Consider the following 15,833-nt stretch of genomic DNA (forward strand, 5'->3'; position numbering starts at 1 on the left):
AAGCCCAGCGGGAAGCTCGTCAGATGCGTTTGCGGATCGATGGTGATGTTTGTGGTGTCGTTTTCGACACCTCATGTAAGTCTAGCGGCCGATCCAGCTGCTGGCAAAAAGATTACGAAGCAATTTCTTACGTCGGGCCAGGTGGACCTAGTACGAGAGGTGGTGACGCTACCGCTCCATCGCGGCCGTCTTGCCTCGGGAGAGACCGTTTGGTTCGTTCTCACCGACGTAAGCGATTACGATACTTCGCAAAAGATGGGACTTACGTGGGCGCCGAGTCTCACTGATGCCAAGAACCTGAAGAGCACACGGGTTGCGGAAATGGACGACTCGGGTAACTTCACCTTTAAATCAGGGCGAGTCGATTTCTCACCCTCGCAGAAGTTGGTCGGAGGGGACGCGCCCAGTTTCTTTCCTCCTAAGACAGCCCGAGCCGGATCTATTGGGGATGCGCACTACAGCCCACTGGTGCGGGTGTCCAATAGTATGAATATCGTTTTCAATGCGCCGATCATCGCGTTCGATGTCGGGCCGGACAAAATTTCATTCTGCAACGGCAGCCCTGACTATTCCGTGGTGACGGACTCCGTAGCAAGCATCTGTCCTGATAAGGGTACTGTCGACTTGAAACTCCGGTCTGGATTCGCGAACGGAAGACACCTGCGTTATCTTAGCTTTGACGCAAATTCCGAGGAGTCGGCGACCCTTGAGGCGTCCACCTTTGCGCCTGCGGAAAGCGACATTCTTCAGAGCGGCGCGATCGAGGTGATCTATACGATTGTGAATGGCAACATGGGGGCGAACGATCCGAATCGCCAGGGACTCAACAGTGCTATCAAGGGAGAGGGGCCTTCGCTCGACATCCTCGCGCACTTCACTGAGATCAGCGCAGGATACTCCCCGATGTGGGACGTACGACTAGCCGAGTGGACCAAGGAAGCTATCGTGAAGGATCAAAGAAAACTGATCACTGACGGCGACGATCTTGAATCCAAAAGTGCGGCGGGCTTACTGGTGAGCCCTGCGGGAGGGCCGGTGAAGACGACGGGGAATCTAGTGAATTGTCCGGTTGTAGGCTTCACCAATGAATAATCTCCTGGCCACATAGCTGCGCTTCCCTCGTTCATGCGGGAAGCGCAATCGGTCTCTTCCACCGACGCTTCCCACTCACGTCGATGCGAATTTGATGAGCACGCGTTAGGACCCGACGCTACTGTTTGTAGGCCTTGATAATCTGCCGGGCTATCGCGACCGATGCTGCGGCGTTGGAAGGATAGGTTGCCGTCCACTTCAGTGGCGTGGCGCGATCGGCCTAGGTTTCGAGCCAGTCCAGTGGCGACCACGGGCATCGAATAATCATTTGCGGTTCGCAGCAGGAGAATCCCATATTGCCATTCTGAAGCGCGAGGACGCTCCTGCGGGCTCCAAGCCGATTCTCGACAACGTTGATAAGATGCTTGGTACTCCTGCGGACCGGGGTTTCCGCAGATCACTAACAAGGTCTTAGCAAGCCTATCGGAAACTGGCGGCCGCTAGCTGAAGATCGACTTGATATTGTCGGCATCTGCGGTCGGCCTTCGATGGCGTCGGCTGCGTGGCGCTGACGGGATCGGAGGCGGGGAAGCTATCTTCCAACCCGGTGTCGAGCTGGCGTGGCGATCGGCCCCGAGCGCTTCGCCTAAGTCCTCGGCGTGCTTGTCGTGCGGCGCGGGATTGAAGGTCTGAGCCATGGATTTCTCCTTCATTGACTGAGCCAACGCGGCGCATTTGAGCAGGTTGCCATGCTCCGCGTCTGCGCGCGGCGGTGTATCAAGAACCTCAACTCTGCATCAGGACCATTCGTGCCCCAGTCTGCGACAAAGCCCTTCATCGACGTCCTCTCCGGCCAGCGCCAGACCGTCCCGCCCATGTGGATGATGCGCCAGGCCGGGCGCTATTTGCCGGAATATCGCGAGGTGCGCGCCAAGGCAGGCGGCTTTCTCGATCTCTGCTTCGACCCCGAGCTCGCCGCCGAGGTGACGCTGCAGCCGATCCGAAGGTTCGGCTTCGACGCAGCGATCATCTTCTCCGACATCCTGGTAATCGCCTATGCGCTCGGACGTGAGGTGCGGTTCGAGGTCGGCGAGGGCCCGCGGCTCGAGCCGCTGGACGATCCGGCCAAGGTGGCGACGCTGGCGCCGCGCGCAGATTTCGGCAAGCTCGAGCCTGTGTTCGAGGCGCTCAGAATCGTGCGCGGCGCGCTCGATCCGAAGGTTGCGCTGATCGGCTTCTGCGGCGCGCCCTGGACGGTGGCGACCTACATGGTCGCGGGCCGCGGCACGCCGGACCAGGCGCCGGCCCGAATGATGGCCTACCGGCATCCCAAAGCTTTCTCAGAGATCATCGACGTGCTGGTCGACACCTCGGTTCAGTATCTGCTGGCGCAGCTCGCCGCCGGCGCCAATGCGCTGCAGATTTTCGACACCTGGGCCGGCGTGCTGCCTCCCGCCGAATTCGCGCGCTGGTCAACCGAGCCGACACGACGCATCGTCGAAGGCGTGCGCGCCAAAGTGCCTGACGCGAAGATCATCGGCTTCCCGCGCGGTGCGGGCGCGCAGTTGCCTGGTTACGTCGAGGCCACCGGCATCAACGGCGTCAGTATGGACTGGACCGCCGAGCCCGCCTTCATCCGCGAGCGCGTGCAGAGCAAGGTCGCCGTACAGGGCAATCTCGATCCGCTGGTGCTGATCGCGGGCGGTGCGGCACTCGACCGCGCCATCGACAACACCTTGGCGAATTTTTCGCAAGGGCGCTTCATCTTCAATCTCGGTCACGGCATCCAGCCGGAGACGCCGATCGCCCATGTCGAACAGATGATCAAACGCGTACGTGGCTAACGAGCGATCCTCCGACAGGCCCAACATCGGTGAAGCGGGTCGGCGTGCTTCATCTTTCTCGATCGACTCCCTACGCCAAGCCTTGGCCATTTCCAGCAGGCCCCAGTTGTCCAAGAACCGGTAGCGCAGCCAGTATTGGTTGATGGCGGTGAGCTCGTGACGCAGTCCCTTGTTAAGATACTCGATGACCCTGGGGTCGCCCTGCATGATGAACTTCAAGACTTGAGGTCGGGCCTTTGCCTTTCTTAGTTTAGAACGCTTCTGAGGAAAAACAAGCAAGCATCCCCGAGACGAAACCGAGAGGCACCTACCGAGAAAAACCAAGGAAGTCGGTCGCTGCGGGTCCAACTCCGGGCTCATACTGCGCGTCATCCGTGATCCGGCGATGCGGACAGTCGGCCTGACAGGCTAGCGCACATTCCCTATACGCCTCGTCGATGATCGTCTTGATGGTGCGCGCGCAGCGGCCGCACTCAGCGCTGCAGCCGAGACAGTCATAGATCTGTTTGGCATTGCGCAGCGCATCCTCTGCCGTATTCACGGCGTGGCGAACATCGCGGTCGGTGAGGACATTGCAGGAGCAAACGATCATGAAACCCTAAAAGGACATTTCAGCAACGCGGTTGAGATCGACATGGGATGGCGGCGGTCGGGCGCGTAGAACGTTCCAAAGAACACGGAGATGATTGAGCGGGGACCCGCCCTTGGAAGTCTTCCCTGACCTTTGTTCCTTGCAGATCAGCAGAACTTTGTATGTTCACTCGCTGCGACCGCTAGCCGCAGATCCGACAGAGGACACGGGAACGCCGCTCCGTTCCGCCAAAAGATCGACACTCTCGGTTAGCGTAGATGACACAACTGGAGTCTGCTGGCCCTGAGTTGCAGTCACCACTGCATTTTGGGTATTGTTGAAGACCTCCTCTATCCCCTTCGAAGAATCCATCTGCGTAAGAAGAGCGGTCATCAGCCGGCTATGTAGTTCATCAGGGTCTTCGACGATTACACCAGGCGCGGCTGAGCTCAGGATCAGCGCATTCTCACCTCCTTGAATGGGTGCAAGCCCATGTGAATAAGTCCTGAAGCGTCGCTCGTAAGGGTTGCGGCGCGAAGCCTCAATAACTAGGAGCCTGACGCGTGCTCCTGAAGTCCGGAGTTGCGAGAGGAGATGGTCAATGCTTAGCCCTTGTAGACGGATATCTTCTTCACTCCAAATCTTCGCATCGACTGGGATTAGATAATTGTGTCCGTCAGACTGGATTCCGTAACCTCCGAAATAAACTAACACAGTCGAGTTCGAATGTACTCTTGCCCTTAGATGATCGACTGCGTGTGTCATGTCCGAGCCCGTGGCATTTTCAATGGCATCGACCAGAAAGCCGTGCTCGCGAAGAGCATTTTTCAGGCCTTCCGCGTCGCGTGTCATTATGGGAAGAGGAGAGTCAGCATCGGGATAGGCCGAATTGCCAATCACCAGCGCCAGTCGACTAGTATCGAGGGGCGCGGATTTGCCCGACCAGATGGGATCGCTGATGGGCCGAGGCGTCTCCCGCTGCCTTGTCCCGTCGAGACTGGTTGAGAGCAAGCTGAGCGAGATTGCAACGCCGACTAGTCTGGGAGATCTCATTCCATTATGGTCTCCGAAGAAACGCGCCTTTCCGCTTGCTCGTCAATTCCGTCGCGCCGTCCAGTAGCCTGAACAGCGCGCTGATCCTGAGTGGCCGCTCCAGGTCCCCCGACCGGACGTCGCAAACAGTTTGCCCGCGCCCGCGGCATATTTGTCTTGGACCGTCACGGAAGCGCGAACCGCGCCCGTTTTTGCAACGTATCCTCGAAACTTCACGAGATTGGGATGCGTGACAATTCCGTTGGTCACATCGACAGTGAAGCTGTAAGTGGAATCGCAGGTTCCTCTTTGCGTCACGAAGACGAGGTCCCACGAGCCGTCGTAGGACGATGAACCGTATGCTGCCGGTGCAGAGTGGTGACTCCGCCGCGCCAATAAGTGCACGTCTGTCGTCAAATCTGGTATCGTCGCCCTGATCGACGTGCCATTGATCGGCGAGGCTGACGATTTGGCTGTGGCGGCGATCGCGATAGGAACAGCAATTGCGAGCGCACTTGCGAGCTTGCAGACCTGAATCTTCATGGAAGCTCCTGTTCGCTTTAAACCACGCAACGAGAATGACCTTGCAACTCGGTCGAGGGAAATCACCTCTCGCCATGGAGTCGATAGACGACCATTATTGCCGCTTTGCAGGGCGAGACTACAGTGAGGAGACCCATCATCGGGTAGTTCAAGGGCGACGACGAGTTAGGAGCCTCTGCGGACGTGGCGAGCAGACAATCATGTAACCACCCATGGCGCGGCGAACTCATGGGCTAGAGCGTGATGACACCAACTTCGAGTGATACGCATTCGAAGAACCAAAGTTTCCGTCGTGGTAAAGGACGCCAGTGGACGACGGGCTCTTGTGGCCGAAGGAACCCCGGCGCATCGCGACGCTGGTTTTGCGCGGATTGACGGTTGGTACCCTCGAACCCGGTCGGGACGGCCGCGCCCCCGACGTCCTCGGTGCGCGGAGCTTGCTTAAACCGACGCCTCGAGTATTAGAAATCCGTGCCAGTGGCGGACACCGCACTAGGGTGGAAGGTGCAAAGCCATGTCGGGCCGTGTGCCTTCAGAGGGACAGGCGGTTCTTCTCTCCGCATCGATGCGGTGGGAGACGGCGAGGTGAGGGGCCGGTCTTTCTGCAATGCTCTGGGTCACGGTTTACTCGCAGCTCCGATTGCGGCGGGGTGTACGGGCGCTTGGGCTTTACGACCGCGCTCGCAGCACTAGTGTTTTTGCCGAGACACCTCTTCGCGCCAGCCGAGAGTTCCGCTCCGGCCCGCAGCACGTGACGCACTACTTTTGAGCTGTTCCGATAACGGCTGGCTATCGACTTCATGGCGAGAGGTGATTTTCTTTTCCAGCGTCGCTGACCCAATCTTAATCCGTCATCGCCCGCCCGCGGCTGCGGCCGAAGTCGGCCTTCCGTTGGACGATCATCAGAGGTCCGACATGCACATCGAAGAGACCGCTCGCATTTCCTTGCTCCGCTCTGTCGAACGTCCGCCGTTGAAGAATGTCGTCGTGCTCGTGGAGGGCGCGGGTGTTGCGAACGGAGTGGAGCGTGCGTTCAGCACAAGTGTGAGTTGCGTGCTCGATGACGATATCGGCCGCATCGCGTCGAGATGTATGGAGATCCCAGTCGTCGGGTCCAACGGCGAGGTGTCGGGCGTCTTGTGCCATACCAATCCGTTCGATGCGCGAGCCGCGGTCGCTGCTGGCGAGCGGCACCCGGTGAGAACGGCGCGCGAACACTTGGGCTCCGTTCAGCGATGAAGCTTATGATCCCGCCCGGCCGCCTCGATCGTGCGGTCGATCACAAGACAGAGCACGTGCTCGGCCCCGCCGATGCCGAGATCTCGCTGGTTGAGTACGGCGGCTACGCCTGTCCGCACTGCAGGGCTGCCAACGAGCGCATCGCGCAGGCGCGCGATCAACTAGGCGACCGCGTTTGCTATGCCTTCCGCCACAGGCCGCTCACGGACAACAGTCTTTCCTTCCGTGCTGCGGAGCTCGCTGAGCTTGCTCAGACACCAGAGACGTTCTGGTCGGCGCACATCAAGCTGATGACGAGGTCGATGCAGCTCACAGAGGACGACCTTTCGGCGGTGGCCGCTGACCTAGGTGTGCATGCCAACCCCACGCTTCGCGATAGCGACGCGGTTCGCCGCGCGAAGGCGAGGGTGGAGTCGGACATCGCGAGTGCACGCGCGAGCGGCGTGAGATTCACGCCGACATTTTACATCAACAGCCGGCGCTACGACGGACCCTGGGACGAAAGTTCTCTCGTTGATGCAATGCTTGGCACGCTTGGCCACCGGGTCCGTACGGCTGCCCTGGACTTCGCGAGCTGGGGCCCGTCCGCCGGCATTTTGCTCGTCGTCGCGACTGTGGCGGCGATTGTCTTGACGAACTCGCCGATCGGGCCGGGGTTTGAGGCGCTCTGGCGCTGGGAGTTCGGCGTGAGCTTGGGCAGCGCAGCCTTTCGGGTGTCCATCCTCCATTGGGTCAACGACGGGCTGTTGACGTTGTTCTTCCTCGTTGTGGGATTGGAAGTGAAGCGCGAGATGACAGTCGGACACCTCGCAAGCCGTCGCTCCGCGGCGCTTCCGATCGCGGCCGCGCTCGGCGGCATGGTTGTGCCGGCGTGTCTGTATTCGCTGGTTCTCCCCGCGGGGCCGTGGTCGCACGGGTGGGGTGTTCCGATGGCGACCGACACCGCGTTCGCGATTGCCTTGATTGCAGTGATGGGCTCCCGCGTCCCGGTCGAGCTGCGCATCTTCCTCACGGCGGCGGCCATCGTTGACGACATCGGTGCGATCGTAGTCGTCGCCGTGTTTTACTCCGGCGAAATCCATCTGGCCTACCTTGCTGCGGCGGCGATGGTTGTAGTTGCGCTAATGCTGCTGAGCCGATCTGGGGTGTACCATCTCTCGCCCTACATCCTGATGGGCGCTGCGCTGTGGGCCCTCGTATACGCGGGCGGTCTCCACGCTACATTGGCCGGCGTGTTACTTGCCTTGTTCATTCCGACGCGACCGCCCGCCAATCTGGCCGCCCTGATGACGCAGGCGAGCACCATCATCGCGTCCGAAGCTCGGCATGAGGGCGAAGTTCTCAGGCGCGGCCCCTCCACTCCAGCCCTGCAGGCGCTCGACGCAATCTACGATAGAATTGAATCGCCCGCCGATCGACTGCTACGACACGCAGGCGCGCGATCGAGCTACGTTGTCCTCCCAATCTTCGCATTGGCGAATGCCGGAGTGACGATCAACCCAAGCGTCCTCGCTGGCCATGGCCGTCTCACGGCTGCGATCGTCGCTAGTCTCGCTATAGGAAAACCGCTCGGCGTCTTCCTCGCGGCCGCAGCGGCAGTGCGCACAGGCATAGCCGTCAAGCCGGCCGAATACACGTGGCGGCAGCTGGGTGGGGCAGGAGCCCTCGCTGGCATTGGCTTCACGATGTCGCTCTTCATCGCCGGACGGGCATTTCCAAGCGCCACCGACCTCTCGGCCGCAAAAATCGCTGTGTTCGCCGCCTCGAGTCTTTCTGCCGTCGTCGGGACTGGCCTGCTCTGGGGAGCTCCGCATCAGGAGCTTATCGGAGATGCGCCGCAGAGCGCCGGCATGAAATCATCATAGCTTGCCGCCGCTTATGCCTAACCGCGAAAAGGAGATGATTCCACCTGCGACGCGGCGGTCCGCCTGTTCCACATCGCAGGCGTGAAACTTAGGGGCACTTGGTCGAGATCTCCTGGTATCCCGCCGTCGAGGACACCAGCAACGCAGAGTTATCGTGGCGAACCGTCGCATTTGAAGGAGTCGAAATGACGCACGTATATTTCCACTGCGCGAACACCAAGAAGGTTTTCGTCGATCGCCGCGGCGCCGTCGTGGATGATCTTGCTGAAGCGCGGGATCATGCGAACCGCATCGTGCAGTCCCTCACCAAAGAGCGCAGCCTCGAGGATTGGCGTGACTGGGTTCTGCATGTCAGCAATGATCAGGGCGATGAGCTCTTCGTTGTGCCCTTCACTTTCGTGCTCGGGGAGCCGAATTGAGGTCGCCGTTTTCCAAGCGATCCTTTGGACCAACGCGCTTATGTCCCACTTGAAAAGCAGGCCGCTGGTGCCCTACGAAGACTATCTTCAGCGTCAGCGCCGCAAGGTCAAGATCGATTTGATGCGCCGACACGAATTGCGGAGGAGTGCTCGCGCGCGCTGGGCAGCAAAACGCCGCCGCCAGCCCTGCGTTTCGTTGGTGGGCCAGGTTGCAGGCTTTGCAACTGGTCGCGCCGAAATCGCATGCGGTGTCCAAAGACCCGAAGTCCTTCGTCATGCCAGGTATCGAATTCAGAGTGGCCTTTGCTCTTCCATGATGCTAGGCACAGCCTTCAATATCTCCTCCGCACCTCGCTGAAGAAGTTTGTCTCCGAGACGTGTGCCTATTGCGTCGGCTTGATCGGCCGTCCCAACGCATTCATCAGCAATCTTCGTGTGGCCATCTGGATGAGTCACCTGTCCTCGAAGCGTTAATGTCCCGGCGACCCATCTGACAGAAACCCCGAGCGGTAAGCTGCAGCCCGCATCGAGACTTCTCATCAATGCGCGCTCTGCGTCTACTTCGGTGCGCGATTTCCGATCTTCAATCTTTTGAAGCAGTGCTATGAGTGCGGTATCTTCTTCGCGAGCTTCGACCGCGAGGGCGCCTTGGCCGACTGCATACGGGAAAACATTCGAGTCTAGTATCTGTGAGGCCTCATGTAGCAATCCTAGCCGTGACAACCCCGCCGCTGCCAATAGAGTAGCGTCTATTCCCTCTCGGTTCTTTGCCTTACAAAGCCTTGGAAAAACGTTTCCACGGATGGGTCGAACATCCAGACCAGTGCAAAGAGCGAGAAGTTGCGCTTTGCGGCGAATTGATCCAGTGCCGACGCGCAGCCCTGGTCGTAGCTGAGCTAATGTAACGCCACAAATTGTGTCACGAGGATCCGCTCTTTTGGGAACGGCCGCCAATACCAAACCGGGCTGCAATCTGGTCGGAAGATCCTTGAGAGAGTGAACGACCAAGTCAACTTCTTTGTGCGTAAGCGCGTCTTCGCTCTCCTTCGTGAATGCTCCGATGCCGCCAAACTGTTGAAAGGACGACCGTCGATCTCTATCGCCAACCGAACTTGTGAAAACGAGTCTTACCTCAGCGGCCGGCTCGACGCCATGAATAAGAGCGGCGACGTGACTGGCTTGCCAGCGGGCCAAATCACTTCGCCTGGTGCCGAGGCGAATTTCCATGATCAAGGCTCTGATTGTTGTGTAGCGCCGACTTCTAGCGCTGCGAAGGGATCGACCTGGAGGGCTTCATGTGGGCTGCCGTCACTTGTGTTCATAACGAAGCGATAAAGGTAGTAGGACGGTGATCGAAAAAACCTGTGGCCATTATGCCAAGCCAAGGGAGAGCCTCCATGATCAAGAGCCGATGCCGCTCGATTGGATCGCGTCGCTTTCTAGTCACCTCCACGCACTGTGTCGTGAACGCGCATATTCGCTCGGAGTCGCGGAAACCCGGATGGGCCAGTGGCGCCGGGGTGGTCACTTCGGGCAGGATGCTCACCGGTAATCCTTCGACGATAGGGGCGATGACTTTTCAGCCCTCATTCGCTGATATTCCGCAGCGGCCTCCTCGGCCGTCGCGAAGTTCTTGCTATAGATGAAGTTTTCGCAACCATTGCTGATGCGGGCGTAGTAGGGTTTTCGCCGCCTAGCAAAGTCCGACCGCTTCCTGACGCCGGGGAAGCCGTGCTTGTTGACTATGGTGCGTGGCATGTGCGCTTGATTCCTGATGCTGGGGCGAAGCCCCTCATTGTTAAGCTCGCTTTTCTAACGGCGCGCTATTTGAATGGATTCATTGACGCGGAATAGGTCGGGGTTTTGGCGTAGTTCGCGGGAACGTTCCAAAGCGTCGCGACATACCAGGCGGTCCAAGCAACGATCAGCAGGCTTAGCACCCAAACCCAAACAGGGATTGGCGAGGGCGATTCTGCCCGGTGCGGCTCGAATGGTTCTTCGGCTCCAAACGCGTTGACCATGAAGCGCAGCGTACCGTGAACGACGGCCCCATCACCGAGCCCGCTGAGTGTGATCCCGGGCCCATTGCGGACCTGGAACCGAAGGCGTCGGACGCCGACTTGGCCAGTGGCGTCCTGGGCTTCGATGCGCAGGCCGTGTTCGCCGTCGGCAAGGCTCTTGGTGTCGAGCGCTATCTGCGCCGGTGGCCGCTGATCGGTAACGGGATCGGTCGCTTCGTCGAGATAGATGCGGATGCGCGGATCGGGCACGTGTTGCATTCCTCTAACGGTCGGCATGCAGGACGCGATATTTTGGATGATCGGGATCCCGTTCGCCGGGGGTGACCAGCATCCACACCGCCGCCACGATGCAGCTAAGTGTCACGAGGCCGGCCCCACCCGCCACCAGCGCATTGCCGAGTAGTGGTCCGGCAAGACTAGGACCGCCAGCGCCACCAGCGATCGAAGGCGCAGTGCAGAGGTAGCCAAGCGCCGAGAGAATCCAGGCGGTAATCGTATCGGTCATCGTCGCCTCCTATTTTTCAGCGCGGAGCTTCGTGATCTCGGCAGGCGTCACCAACGGCCCGTGGTTACCCCATGACGTGCGCTCGTGATTGATGATATCGGCGATCTGCTGATCAGACAGCCGGTCAGCGAACGGCGGCATCTCTATTTCGTACTTCTGGCCGTCGATTGCCTTACCGCTAAGGCCGCGCAGCATGGTGGTGATGTGTTCGGCAGGGTCAGCGGCATTAACGACCGGATCGCCTGCAAGCGGCGGAAATGTGCCAGGAACGCCTTTGCCCTCGGCGCCGTGACATGCGCCGCAGTTGTCGGCGAAGAGCTTCGATCCTTCCGCAGCATCGAACGTCGGTGCCGGGGGCGCTACTGGCGAGACCTGCTTCGGCGTCGTTGCTTGCTTCTGCAGTGGTTCGTTGGCGCGGGCCGCGACGACATCAGCCGCACTGATTAAGGCACCCCGATTGCCCCACGAGGATCGCTCGTGATTGATGATGTCAGCGATCTGCTGATCAGACAATTGATCGGCAAACGCCGGCATTTGCGCTTCATAGCTCTGGCCATTGATTACCCGCCCGCCAAGTCCGTGCAGCACAGCGCCAATATGTGCCGTCGGATCGGCGTCGTTAACCACCGGATCTCCGGCGAGCGGCGGAAACGTTCCCGGCACACCCTTGCCTTCCGCGCCATGGCAGGATGCGCAGTTGTCGGCGAACAATGCGGCACCCTTGATGGCGTCAAACCCCGGGGACCCGCTCGAAGGACTCTCAGTCGCGGCGCGGGACTGCGTCGGAACGAGCGGGGGCTGCTTCAGCGACAACAAATAGGCTACGAGCGCCTTGCCGTCGTCGTTGGGGATGACGGTACCGCCTGGCGCGAACTGGGGCGGCAATGGCACCGCTTTCTCTCCTGGAGGTAGTTTGTCCACAATCCTGAACAGCCAGGGGAAGGCCGGCATGATCGATTGCGGTACAACTGCACGCGGTTGATAGAGATGGATGTACTGCCATATGCTACTCGACTGCCGCTTACCGATATTGCTCAAGTCTGGACCAGTGCGCTCCGAACCTAGTAATTCCGTAGTCTGGTAGGCATAATCGCCGGGCGCAGACGGGCGGCCAAACGGCTTATCTCCGGAGAGCGGGCGTACTTGCTGGGTATGGCAATAGAAGCAGCCTTCGGAGACATAGACATCTCGACCCCGCGCCTCAATCGGGGTTAGTGGCTTAAGGCCCGGCGTCGGTGGCACCTTCGACAGCCAGATCCCCGGCAGCACGCCCATAAGAATCGCCAGTCCAGTGTAGATCAGCGTTGAACCGCCAGAAATGGCCAATGTCCTGTTCATGCCGGCACCGTCTTGGCTGCCGCAAGCTCGGTGCAGGACCTACCGTAGGTCATTGTCCAGATGTTGAAAGCGAAGACAAGATGGCCGGCGAACATCAGCGAGCCGCCGACGGAGCGCCACAGCCAGTATGGCGCGGCATCTTCGACCGACTGGATGAAGGTGAGTCCTCGAAACCAATCGAGCCCCTGAACGGTGCCGGCGGCCGATAGCGCCGCAACGTATATGACAACGCCGACGGCGGACAGCCAGAAATGTATACCCATGGCCAGGTTGTAGGGATACTTGCCAGTGGCGCGCGGCAACAGCGCATAGATGCCGCCCCAGATCGCGAAAGTGACGAAGCCATACATCGTCAGGTGCGAGTGCCCTACCGTGTAATTGGTCAGATGCCAAAGCTGCTGCAGCGAGCGAAACGCCTCGAATGTGCCTTGTATCGAACCCAGTAGATAGCCGTAGACGCCGACGAGGATGAAAATCGCGGGCGAGCGATATATCCATTCGTGAGTCCCCCGGAAGGTGAGAAGGAAGTTTGCGGTGCCGCTCAGCACTGGAACCAGCATGGCCACACTGAAGACGATGGCCGTAGTCTGCAGCCACCATGGTAGTGGACTGAATTCAAAATGATGAGCGCCGATGATCGGATAGAAGATGAGATTGGTCCAGAATGCAAAGACGCCGAGAGAATATGAATAGATCGGCCGGTTCAGGAGCTTCGGCAGCGCATAGTAGGACACACCGAGCGATAGAGGTGTGAACCATAGTCCGACGGCGTTATGCATGAAGAAGGCCTGTACCGCGACCTGACCCAGTCCGTACTGATACCAGGGCAACATCGACACCACGACCATAACAATCGTCCACAGCGTGCCCCCGGTAGTATACCAGTTAGAAATATAGATATGCTCGCCATCCCGGCGCTCGACAGTGGCGATCATATTCCAGACCGCGGTGATCAAGCCGAGTCCAAGGATTACGCGAATCCACCACAGCCATTCGCGATACTCCTGGCCGTAGGTGAAGCCGAGATCGAGTGTGACCGTGCCCAGCACGGCGGCGACATTGAGGAGCGCAAGACTGATCCATGCGAGGCGCTCGCTGTAGAGCCTTGCGCCAGAACTGCGCGCGGCGACAAACAGCGCAAGCCCAATCAGCGCCTGGCTCGCCCAGGCATAAAATGTTCCGCTGGTGTGTATCGCGCGCAGCCGACCGAACGACAGCGCTGGCGTGGTCGCGAAATCCGGGTAAGCGAATTTGAAGCTGACGAGGAGCCCCACGGCCGTGGCGAATACAAGCCAGATTGTTGCCGAGGCCACGTACGCCGCGAGCACCCGTGCCAAAACACGGTCATCCGGAGGGAGCGCGCGAAGTGGAATGGCTGCAGCGCTATCGGACATCATCCGTCTCCTCGACGACGTTGTTCAGCGTTGCCCTGAGGCGCACCAAAAGCGTGACGTCAGCGGCCTTGCAACCGGGCCGGCTTTATCGGGAGAATCCGGCGCGATCACTTTGTCCTTATTTTTGTAGCTGAGCTGGTCGGAAAAATGGATCGTTTCGCCGATCCTGTCCGCCGTTACGTACCGGTAGCCATCTTCCCATGGTTCGCCGAAATCGGCGGCTTTACCACTTACTGAAGCCGGGTTTACGCCGTTGCTTTGCATATCGAGCCTCCTGGCTTCTCGATCTGATCGCGTGTTGGTGACGTCATTTGAAAGCTGCGGTATGACGACGCGTTGGAGAATGAGCTTGCAAGGCCCGCCAAGGGAAATCACCTTTCGACATAGAGTCGATATACGATCGTTATCGCCGACCAACAGCGTCGTAGTGAGGAATGCCACCCGTCGCATCTCCAGAGATCCAGGTTGCCCTACGCTGATCGCCTAGGTTGCGACAAGGGTAAGCGGGCGTCGCTATGGAACGAGCAAAACTCGATTTGTCCAAAGGCGCGAGGGCCAGTCGCTTGGATATGCGCCTGCAGGCATTCCACGCTATGGCGTCGTCACACCGCGGAGGCGGCAATAACGATCGTCTATCGACTCTATGGCGAAAGGTGATTTCACTCGGCGCAGTTGCAGGGTCATTCTTCAACCATCGTCATTCAAATACTAAATGCCGCCAACGAGACGCGACCAGCGCGAAAAGCAACGAGGGTCGATATGAAAGACAACAGTTTGAGGTCGGTGATGCGATCCATGTCTCTGGCCAACTCAGCCGGCAAGAAAATGGCAACCTGATAGCGCCTGCTTCTCGATGAATTCGGTCGGCTCGCGGAGGTTTCGATGATGGAACGACAGATGCGAGCGACCGACGCCAATGCCGTCAAGAGTTCAGCGCGCTTCGGAGCAACGCTGAACACCGCCGTCCAGGAGAGGCTTTATGTCCTCGTCGTCGCCGCATTCGCCGCGGCGGGCAACGTGCGCAGGGAGGCCGGCGGCACGCCTCGGTGCGCCAGCAACCTGATCGGTGTGGCGAGACTGGCCCTTTCCTGAGCAGCTCGTCGAAATCATCTTCAGGGGGACGCTGCCCGGAGCCAGAGGCGAAGCCGCGGTGGTGAGTTTCCAAGTTAGGTAATCGCTTTGCGCAGCACTTCTTCTCGCTACGGCGCCGGCGCCCGATTGTTCCATTGGCTGACGGTCATGCTGGTTCTTGTCGCCTATGTGCTGAGCAGTGGCGATGGCTACTCGCTCTATTCCGCCTCCGCGGACGGGCTCCGGAGGATTCACGAGACGCTCGGGGTTCTTGTTTTCAGTGTCGTCGTATTGCGGTTGGTATGGAGGCTGATCGACAGCGCGCCAGCGAAGCAGCCGATGCCGCGATGGATGACCCTGATCGCGCAGCTCGTCCACTTCGTGCTTTATGTGTTCCTCATTGCGATTCCAACAACGGCCGTGCTTGGTACCTGGCTTGAGGGGATTCCCGTCACTCTTCCCGGATTCGACATCGCTCCGCAGATCACGAAAGCGCATGGCCTGGGTCATCTGATGATGGAAATACATGCCACGCTAGGTAACGCCATCCTCTGGGTTGCCGGCGTGCATACAGCCGCGGCCCTCTTCCACTACTTTTATCTGCGTGATGAAGTGTTTCAGTCGATGATTCCCGGTGCATGAATGATCAGTCCGAGTACCGCGGAGAGCCGTATTCCCTCTGAAATTGGCGATGTTTGCTTGAAAAATTCACTGAATCTCATGCGCTGCCGCTCCAACTGACAGGAGTTCGTCGCGACAGCGCACTGACACAAATACGGTAGATGATGTCAAAGTCCGTGCCTCCTGCAGGAAGCCGAGGTCGCCCTCAGACCGCCGTTGTTAGCTGGTGCAATTTGAGTCGCCGAATTGCCGATTACCCAATCAAGTCTAGCGACATTGAGGCTCGTTTGTTCGACGTCGCGCAAGTAGTTTGCGCAATCGTAGCGCGGGAAGATCTG

General features: G+C 59.2%; 16 protein-coding genes and 2 pseudogenes. 6 read left to right on the forward strand and 12 right to left on the reverse strand.

Annotated elements, in window-relative coordinates; genetic code table 11:
• Positions 1–45: 45 nt before the first annotated feature.
• A complete protein-coding gene (locus AAE027_RS12780; RefSeq protein ID WP_370988356.1) occupies positions 46–1,092 on the forward strand; it encodes a DUF7482 domain-containing protein in 1,047 nt (348 codons plus the stop codon).
• A gap of 440 nt (positions 1,093–1,532) precedes the next feature.
• On the opposite strand, the pseudogene AAE027_RS12785 reads toward AAE027_RS12780, so the two are convergent.
• Positions 1,533–1,730 (reverse strand): annotated as a pseudogene (locus tag AAE027_RS12785) (hypothetical protein).
• Positions 1,731–1,841: 111 nt separating this feature from the next.
• Here AAE027_RS12785 and hemE point away from each other — a divergent pair.
• Positions 1,842–2,876, forward strand: coding sequence for a uroporphyrinogen decarboxylase (gene hemE / locus AAE027_RS12790; RefSeq protein ID WP_370988357.1), 1,035 nt, complete (start codon positions 1,842–1,844; stop codon positions 2,874–2,876).
• Positions 2,877–2,908: 32 nt separating this feature from the next.
• Here the strand turns inward: hemE and AAE027_RS12795 are convergent.
• The 5 genes and pseudogenes from AAE027_RS12795 to AAE027_RS12815 all read right to left on the reverse strand — a co-directional run.
• A pseudogene (locus AAE027_RS12795) lies at positions 2,909–3,083 on the reverse strand (ferritin-like domain-containing protein); the annotation flags it as partial.
• A gap of 100 nt (positions 3,084–3,183) precedes the next feature.
• Positions 3,184–3,468 carry a (2Fe-2S)-binding protein gene (locus AAE027_RS12800; RefSeq protein WP_370988359.1) on the reverse strand — a complete coding sequence of 95 codons (285 nt, stop codon included), beginning with the start codon at positions 3,466–3,468 and terminating at the stop codon, positions 3,184–3,186.
• Positions 3,469–3,633: 165 nt separating this feature from the next.
• Positions 3,634–4,347: a caspase family protein gene (locus AAE027_RS12805; protein ID WP_370988360.1), complete on the reverse strand. Its 714-nt coding sequence runs from the start codon at positions 4,345–4,347 to the stop codon at positions 3,634–3,636.
• A 195-nt stretch (positions 4,348–4,542) separates the two neighbouring features.
• Positions 4,543–5,022, reverse strand: a complete 480-nt coding sequence (locus AAE027_RS12810) for a hypothetical protein (RefSeq protein WP_370988361.1) — start codon at positions 5,020–5,022, stop codon at positions 4,543–4,545.
• An 843-nt stretch (positions 5,023–5,865) separates the two neighbouring features.
• Positions 5,866–6,240 (reverse strand): hypothetical protein, encoded by a 375-nt coding sequence (locus AAE027_RS12815; protein WP_370988362.1) that lies wholly within the window; start codon positions 6,238–6,240, stop codon positions 5,866–5,868.
• Positions 6,241–6,257: 17 nt separating this feature from the next.
• Between AAE027_RS12815 and nhaA the strand changes: the two genes are divergently transcribed.
• On the forward strand, positions 6,258–8,126 hold the full coding sequence (nhaA, locus tag AAE027_RS12820) for a Na+/H+ antiporter NhaA (RefSeq protein WP_370988363.1): 1,869 nt from the start codon (positions 6,258–6,260) through the stop codon (positions 8,124–8,126).
• A 185-nt stretch (positions 8,127–8,311) separates the two neighbouring features.
• Positions 8,312–8,545: a DUF6894 family protein gene (locus AAE027_RS12825; RefSeq protein ID WP_128956846.1), complete on the forward strand. Its 234-nt coding sequence runs from the start codon at positions 8,312–8,314 to the stop codon at positions 8,543–8,545.
• A gap of 291 nt (positions 8,546–8,836) precedes the next feature.
• On the opposite strand, the gene hemC is transcribed toward AAE027_RS12825, so the two are convergent.
• From hemC to AAE027_RS12855, 6 genes are all read right to left on the reverse strand, one after another.
• A complete protein-coding gene (hemC, locus tag AAE027_RS12830) occupies positions 8,837–9,772 on the reverse strand; it encodes a hydroxymethylbilane synthase (RefSeq protein WP_370988364.1) in 936 nt (311 codons plus the stop codon).
• A gap of 596 nt (positions 9,773–10,368) precedes the next feature.
• The gene (locus tag AAE027_RS12835) at positions 10,369–10,815 is read right to left on the reverse strand and encodes a cytochrome C (RefSeq protein ID WP_370988365.1); all 447 of its coding nucleotides are present in this window, start codon (positions 10,813–10,815) and stop codon (positions 10,369–10,371) included.
• 13 nt (positions 10,816–10,828) lie between these two features.
• Positions 10,829–11,071 (reverse strand): hypothetical protein, encoded by a 243-nt coding sequence (locus tag AAE027_RS12840; protein ID WP_128956830.1) that lies wholly within the window; start codon positions 11,069–11,071, stop codon positions 10,829–10,831.
• Positions 11,072–11,080: 9 nt separating this feature from the next.
• On the reverse strand, positions 11,081–12,409 hold the full coding sequence (locus tag AAE027_RS12845; RefSeq protein WP_370988366.1) for a cbb3-type cytochrome c oxidase subunit II: 1,329 nt from the start codon (positions 12,407–12,409) through the stop codon (positions 11,081–11,083).
• A complete protein-coding gene (locus AAE027_RS12850) occupies positions 12,406–13,806 on the reverse strand; it encodes a cbb3-type cytochrome c oxidase subunit I (protein WP_370988367.1) in 1,401 nt (466 codons plus the stop codon). The genes AAE027_RS12845 and AAE027_RS12850 overlap by 4 nt, the downstream gene beginning before the upstream one ends.
• 21 nt (positions 13,807–13,827) lie before the next feature.
• Entirely contained in the window at positions 13,828–14,067 is a 240-nt protein-coding gene (locus tag AAE027_RS12855; protein ID WP_370988368.1) for a hypothetical protein, read from the reverse strand.
• 618 nt (positions 14,068–14,685) lie between these two features.
• Between AAE027_RS12855 and AAE027_RS12860 the strand changes: the two genes are divergently transcribed.
• Positions 14,686–14,895, forward strand: coding sequence for a hypothetical protein (locus AAE027_RS12860; protein WP_128956834.1), 210 nt, complete (start codon positions 14,686–14,688; stop codon positions 14,893–14,895).
• Positions 14,896–14,982: 87 nt separating this feature from the next.
• Positions 14,983–15,516, forward strand: a complete 534-nt coding sequence (locus AAE027_RS12865; RefSeq protein ID WP_370988369.1) for a cytochrome b — start codon at positions 14,983–14,985, stop codon at positions 15,514–15,516.
• The last annotated feature ends 317 nt before the right edge of the window (positions 15,517–15,833 follow it).

Origin of the sequence: Bradyrhizobium sp. DN3 (assembly GCF_041357655.1) — a bacterium.
In the GTDB taxonomy this organism is placed as follows: Bacteria; Pseudomonadota; Alphaproteobacteria; order Rhizobiales; family Xanthobacteraceae; genus Bradyrhizobium.

Bases quoted from the DNA above. Each gene is read 5' to 3' on its own strand.
- AAE027_RS12780 (WP_370988356.1), top strand. From the start codon at position 46: ATGTTTGTGGTGTCGTTTTCGACACCTCATGTAAGTCTAGCGGCCGAT.
- hemC (WP_370988364.1), bottom strand. From the start codon at position 9,772: ATGGAAATTCGCCTCGGCACCAGGCGAAGTGATTTGGCCCGCTGGCAA.
- AAE027_RS12850 (WP_370988367.1), bottom strand. From the start codon at position 13,806: ATGATGTCCGATAGCGCTGCAGCCATTCCACTTCGCGCGCTCCCTCCG.
- nhaA (WP_370988363.1), top strand. From the start codon at position 6,258: ATGAAGCTTATGATCCCGCCCGGCCGCCTCGATCGTGCGGTCGATCAC.
- AAE027_RS12855 (WP_370988368.1), bottom strand. From the start codon at position 14,067: ATGCAAAGCAACGGCGTAAACCCGGCTTCAGTAAGTGGTAAAGCCGCC.
- AAE027_RS12845 (WP_370988366.1), bottom strand. From the start codon at position 12,409: ATGAACAGGACATTGGCCATTTCTGGCGGTTCAACGCTGATCTACACT.
- AAE027_RS12860 (WP_128956834.1), top strand. From the start codon at position 14,686: ATGATGGAACGACAGATGCGAGCGACCGACGCCAATGCCGTCAAGAGT.
- AAE027_RS12840 (WP_128956830.1), bottom strand. From the start codon at position 11,071: ATGACCGATACGATTACCGCCTGGATTCTCTCGGCGCTTGGCTACCTC.
- AAE027_RS12800 (WP_370988359.1), bottom strand. From the start codon at position 3,468: ATGATCGTTTGCTCCTGCAATGTCCTCACCGACCGCGATGTTCGCCAC.
- AAE027_RS12825 (WP_128956846.1), top strand. From the start codon at position 8,312: ATGACGCACGTATATTTCCACTGCGCGAACACCAAGAAGGTTTTCGTC.
- AAE027_RS12810 (WP_370988361.1), bottom strand. From the start codon at position 5,022: ATGAAGATTCAGGTCTGCAAGCTCGCAAGTGCGCTCGCAATTGCTGTT.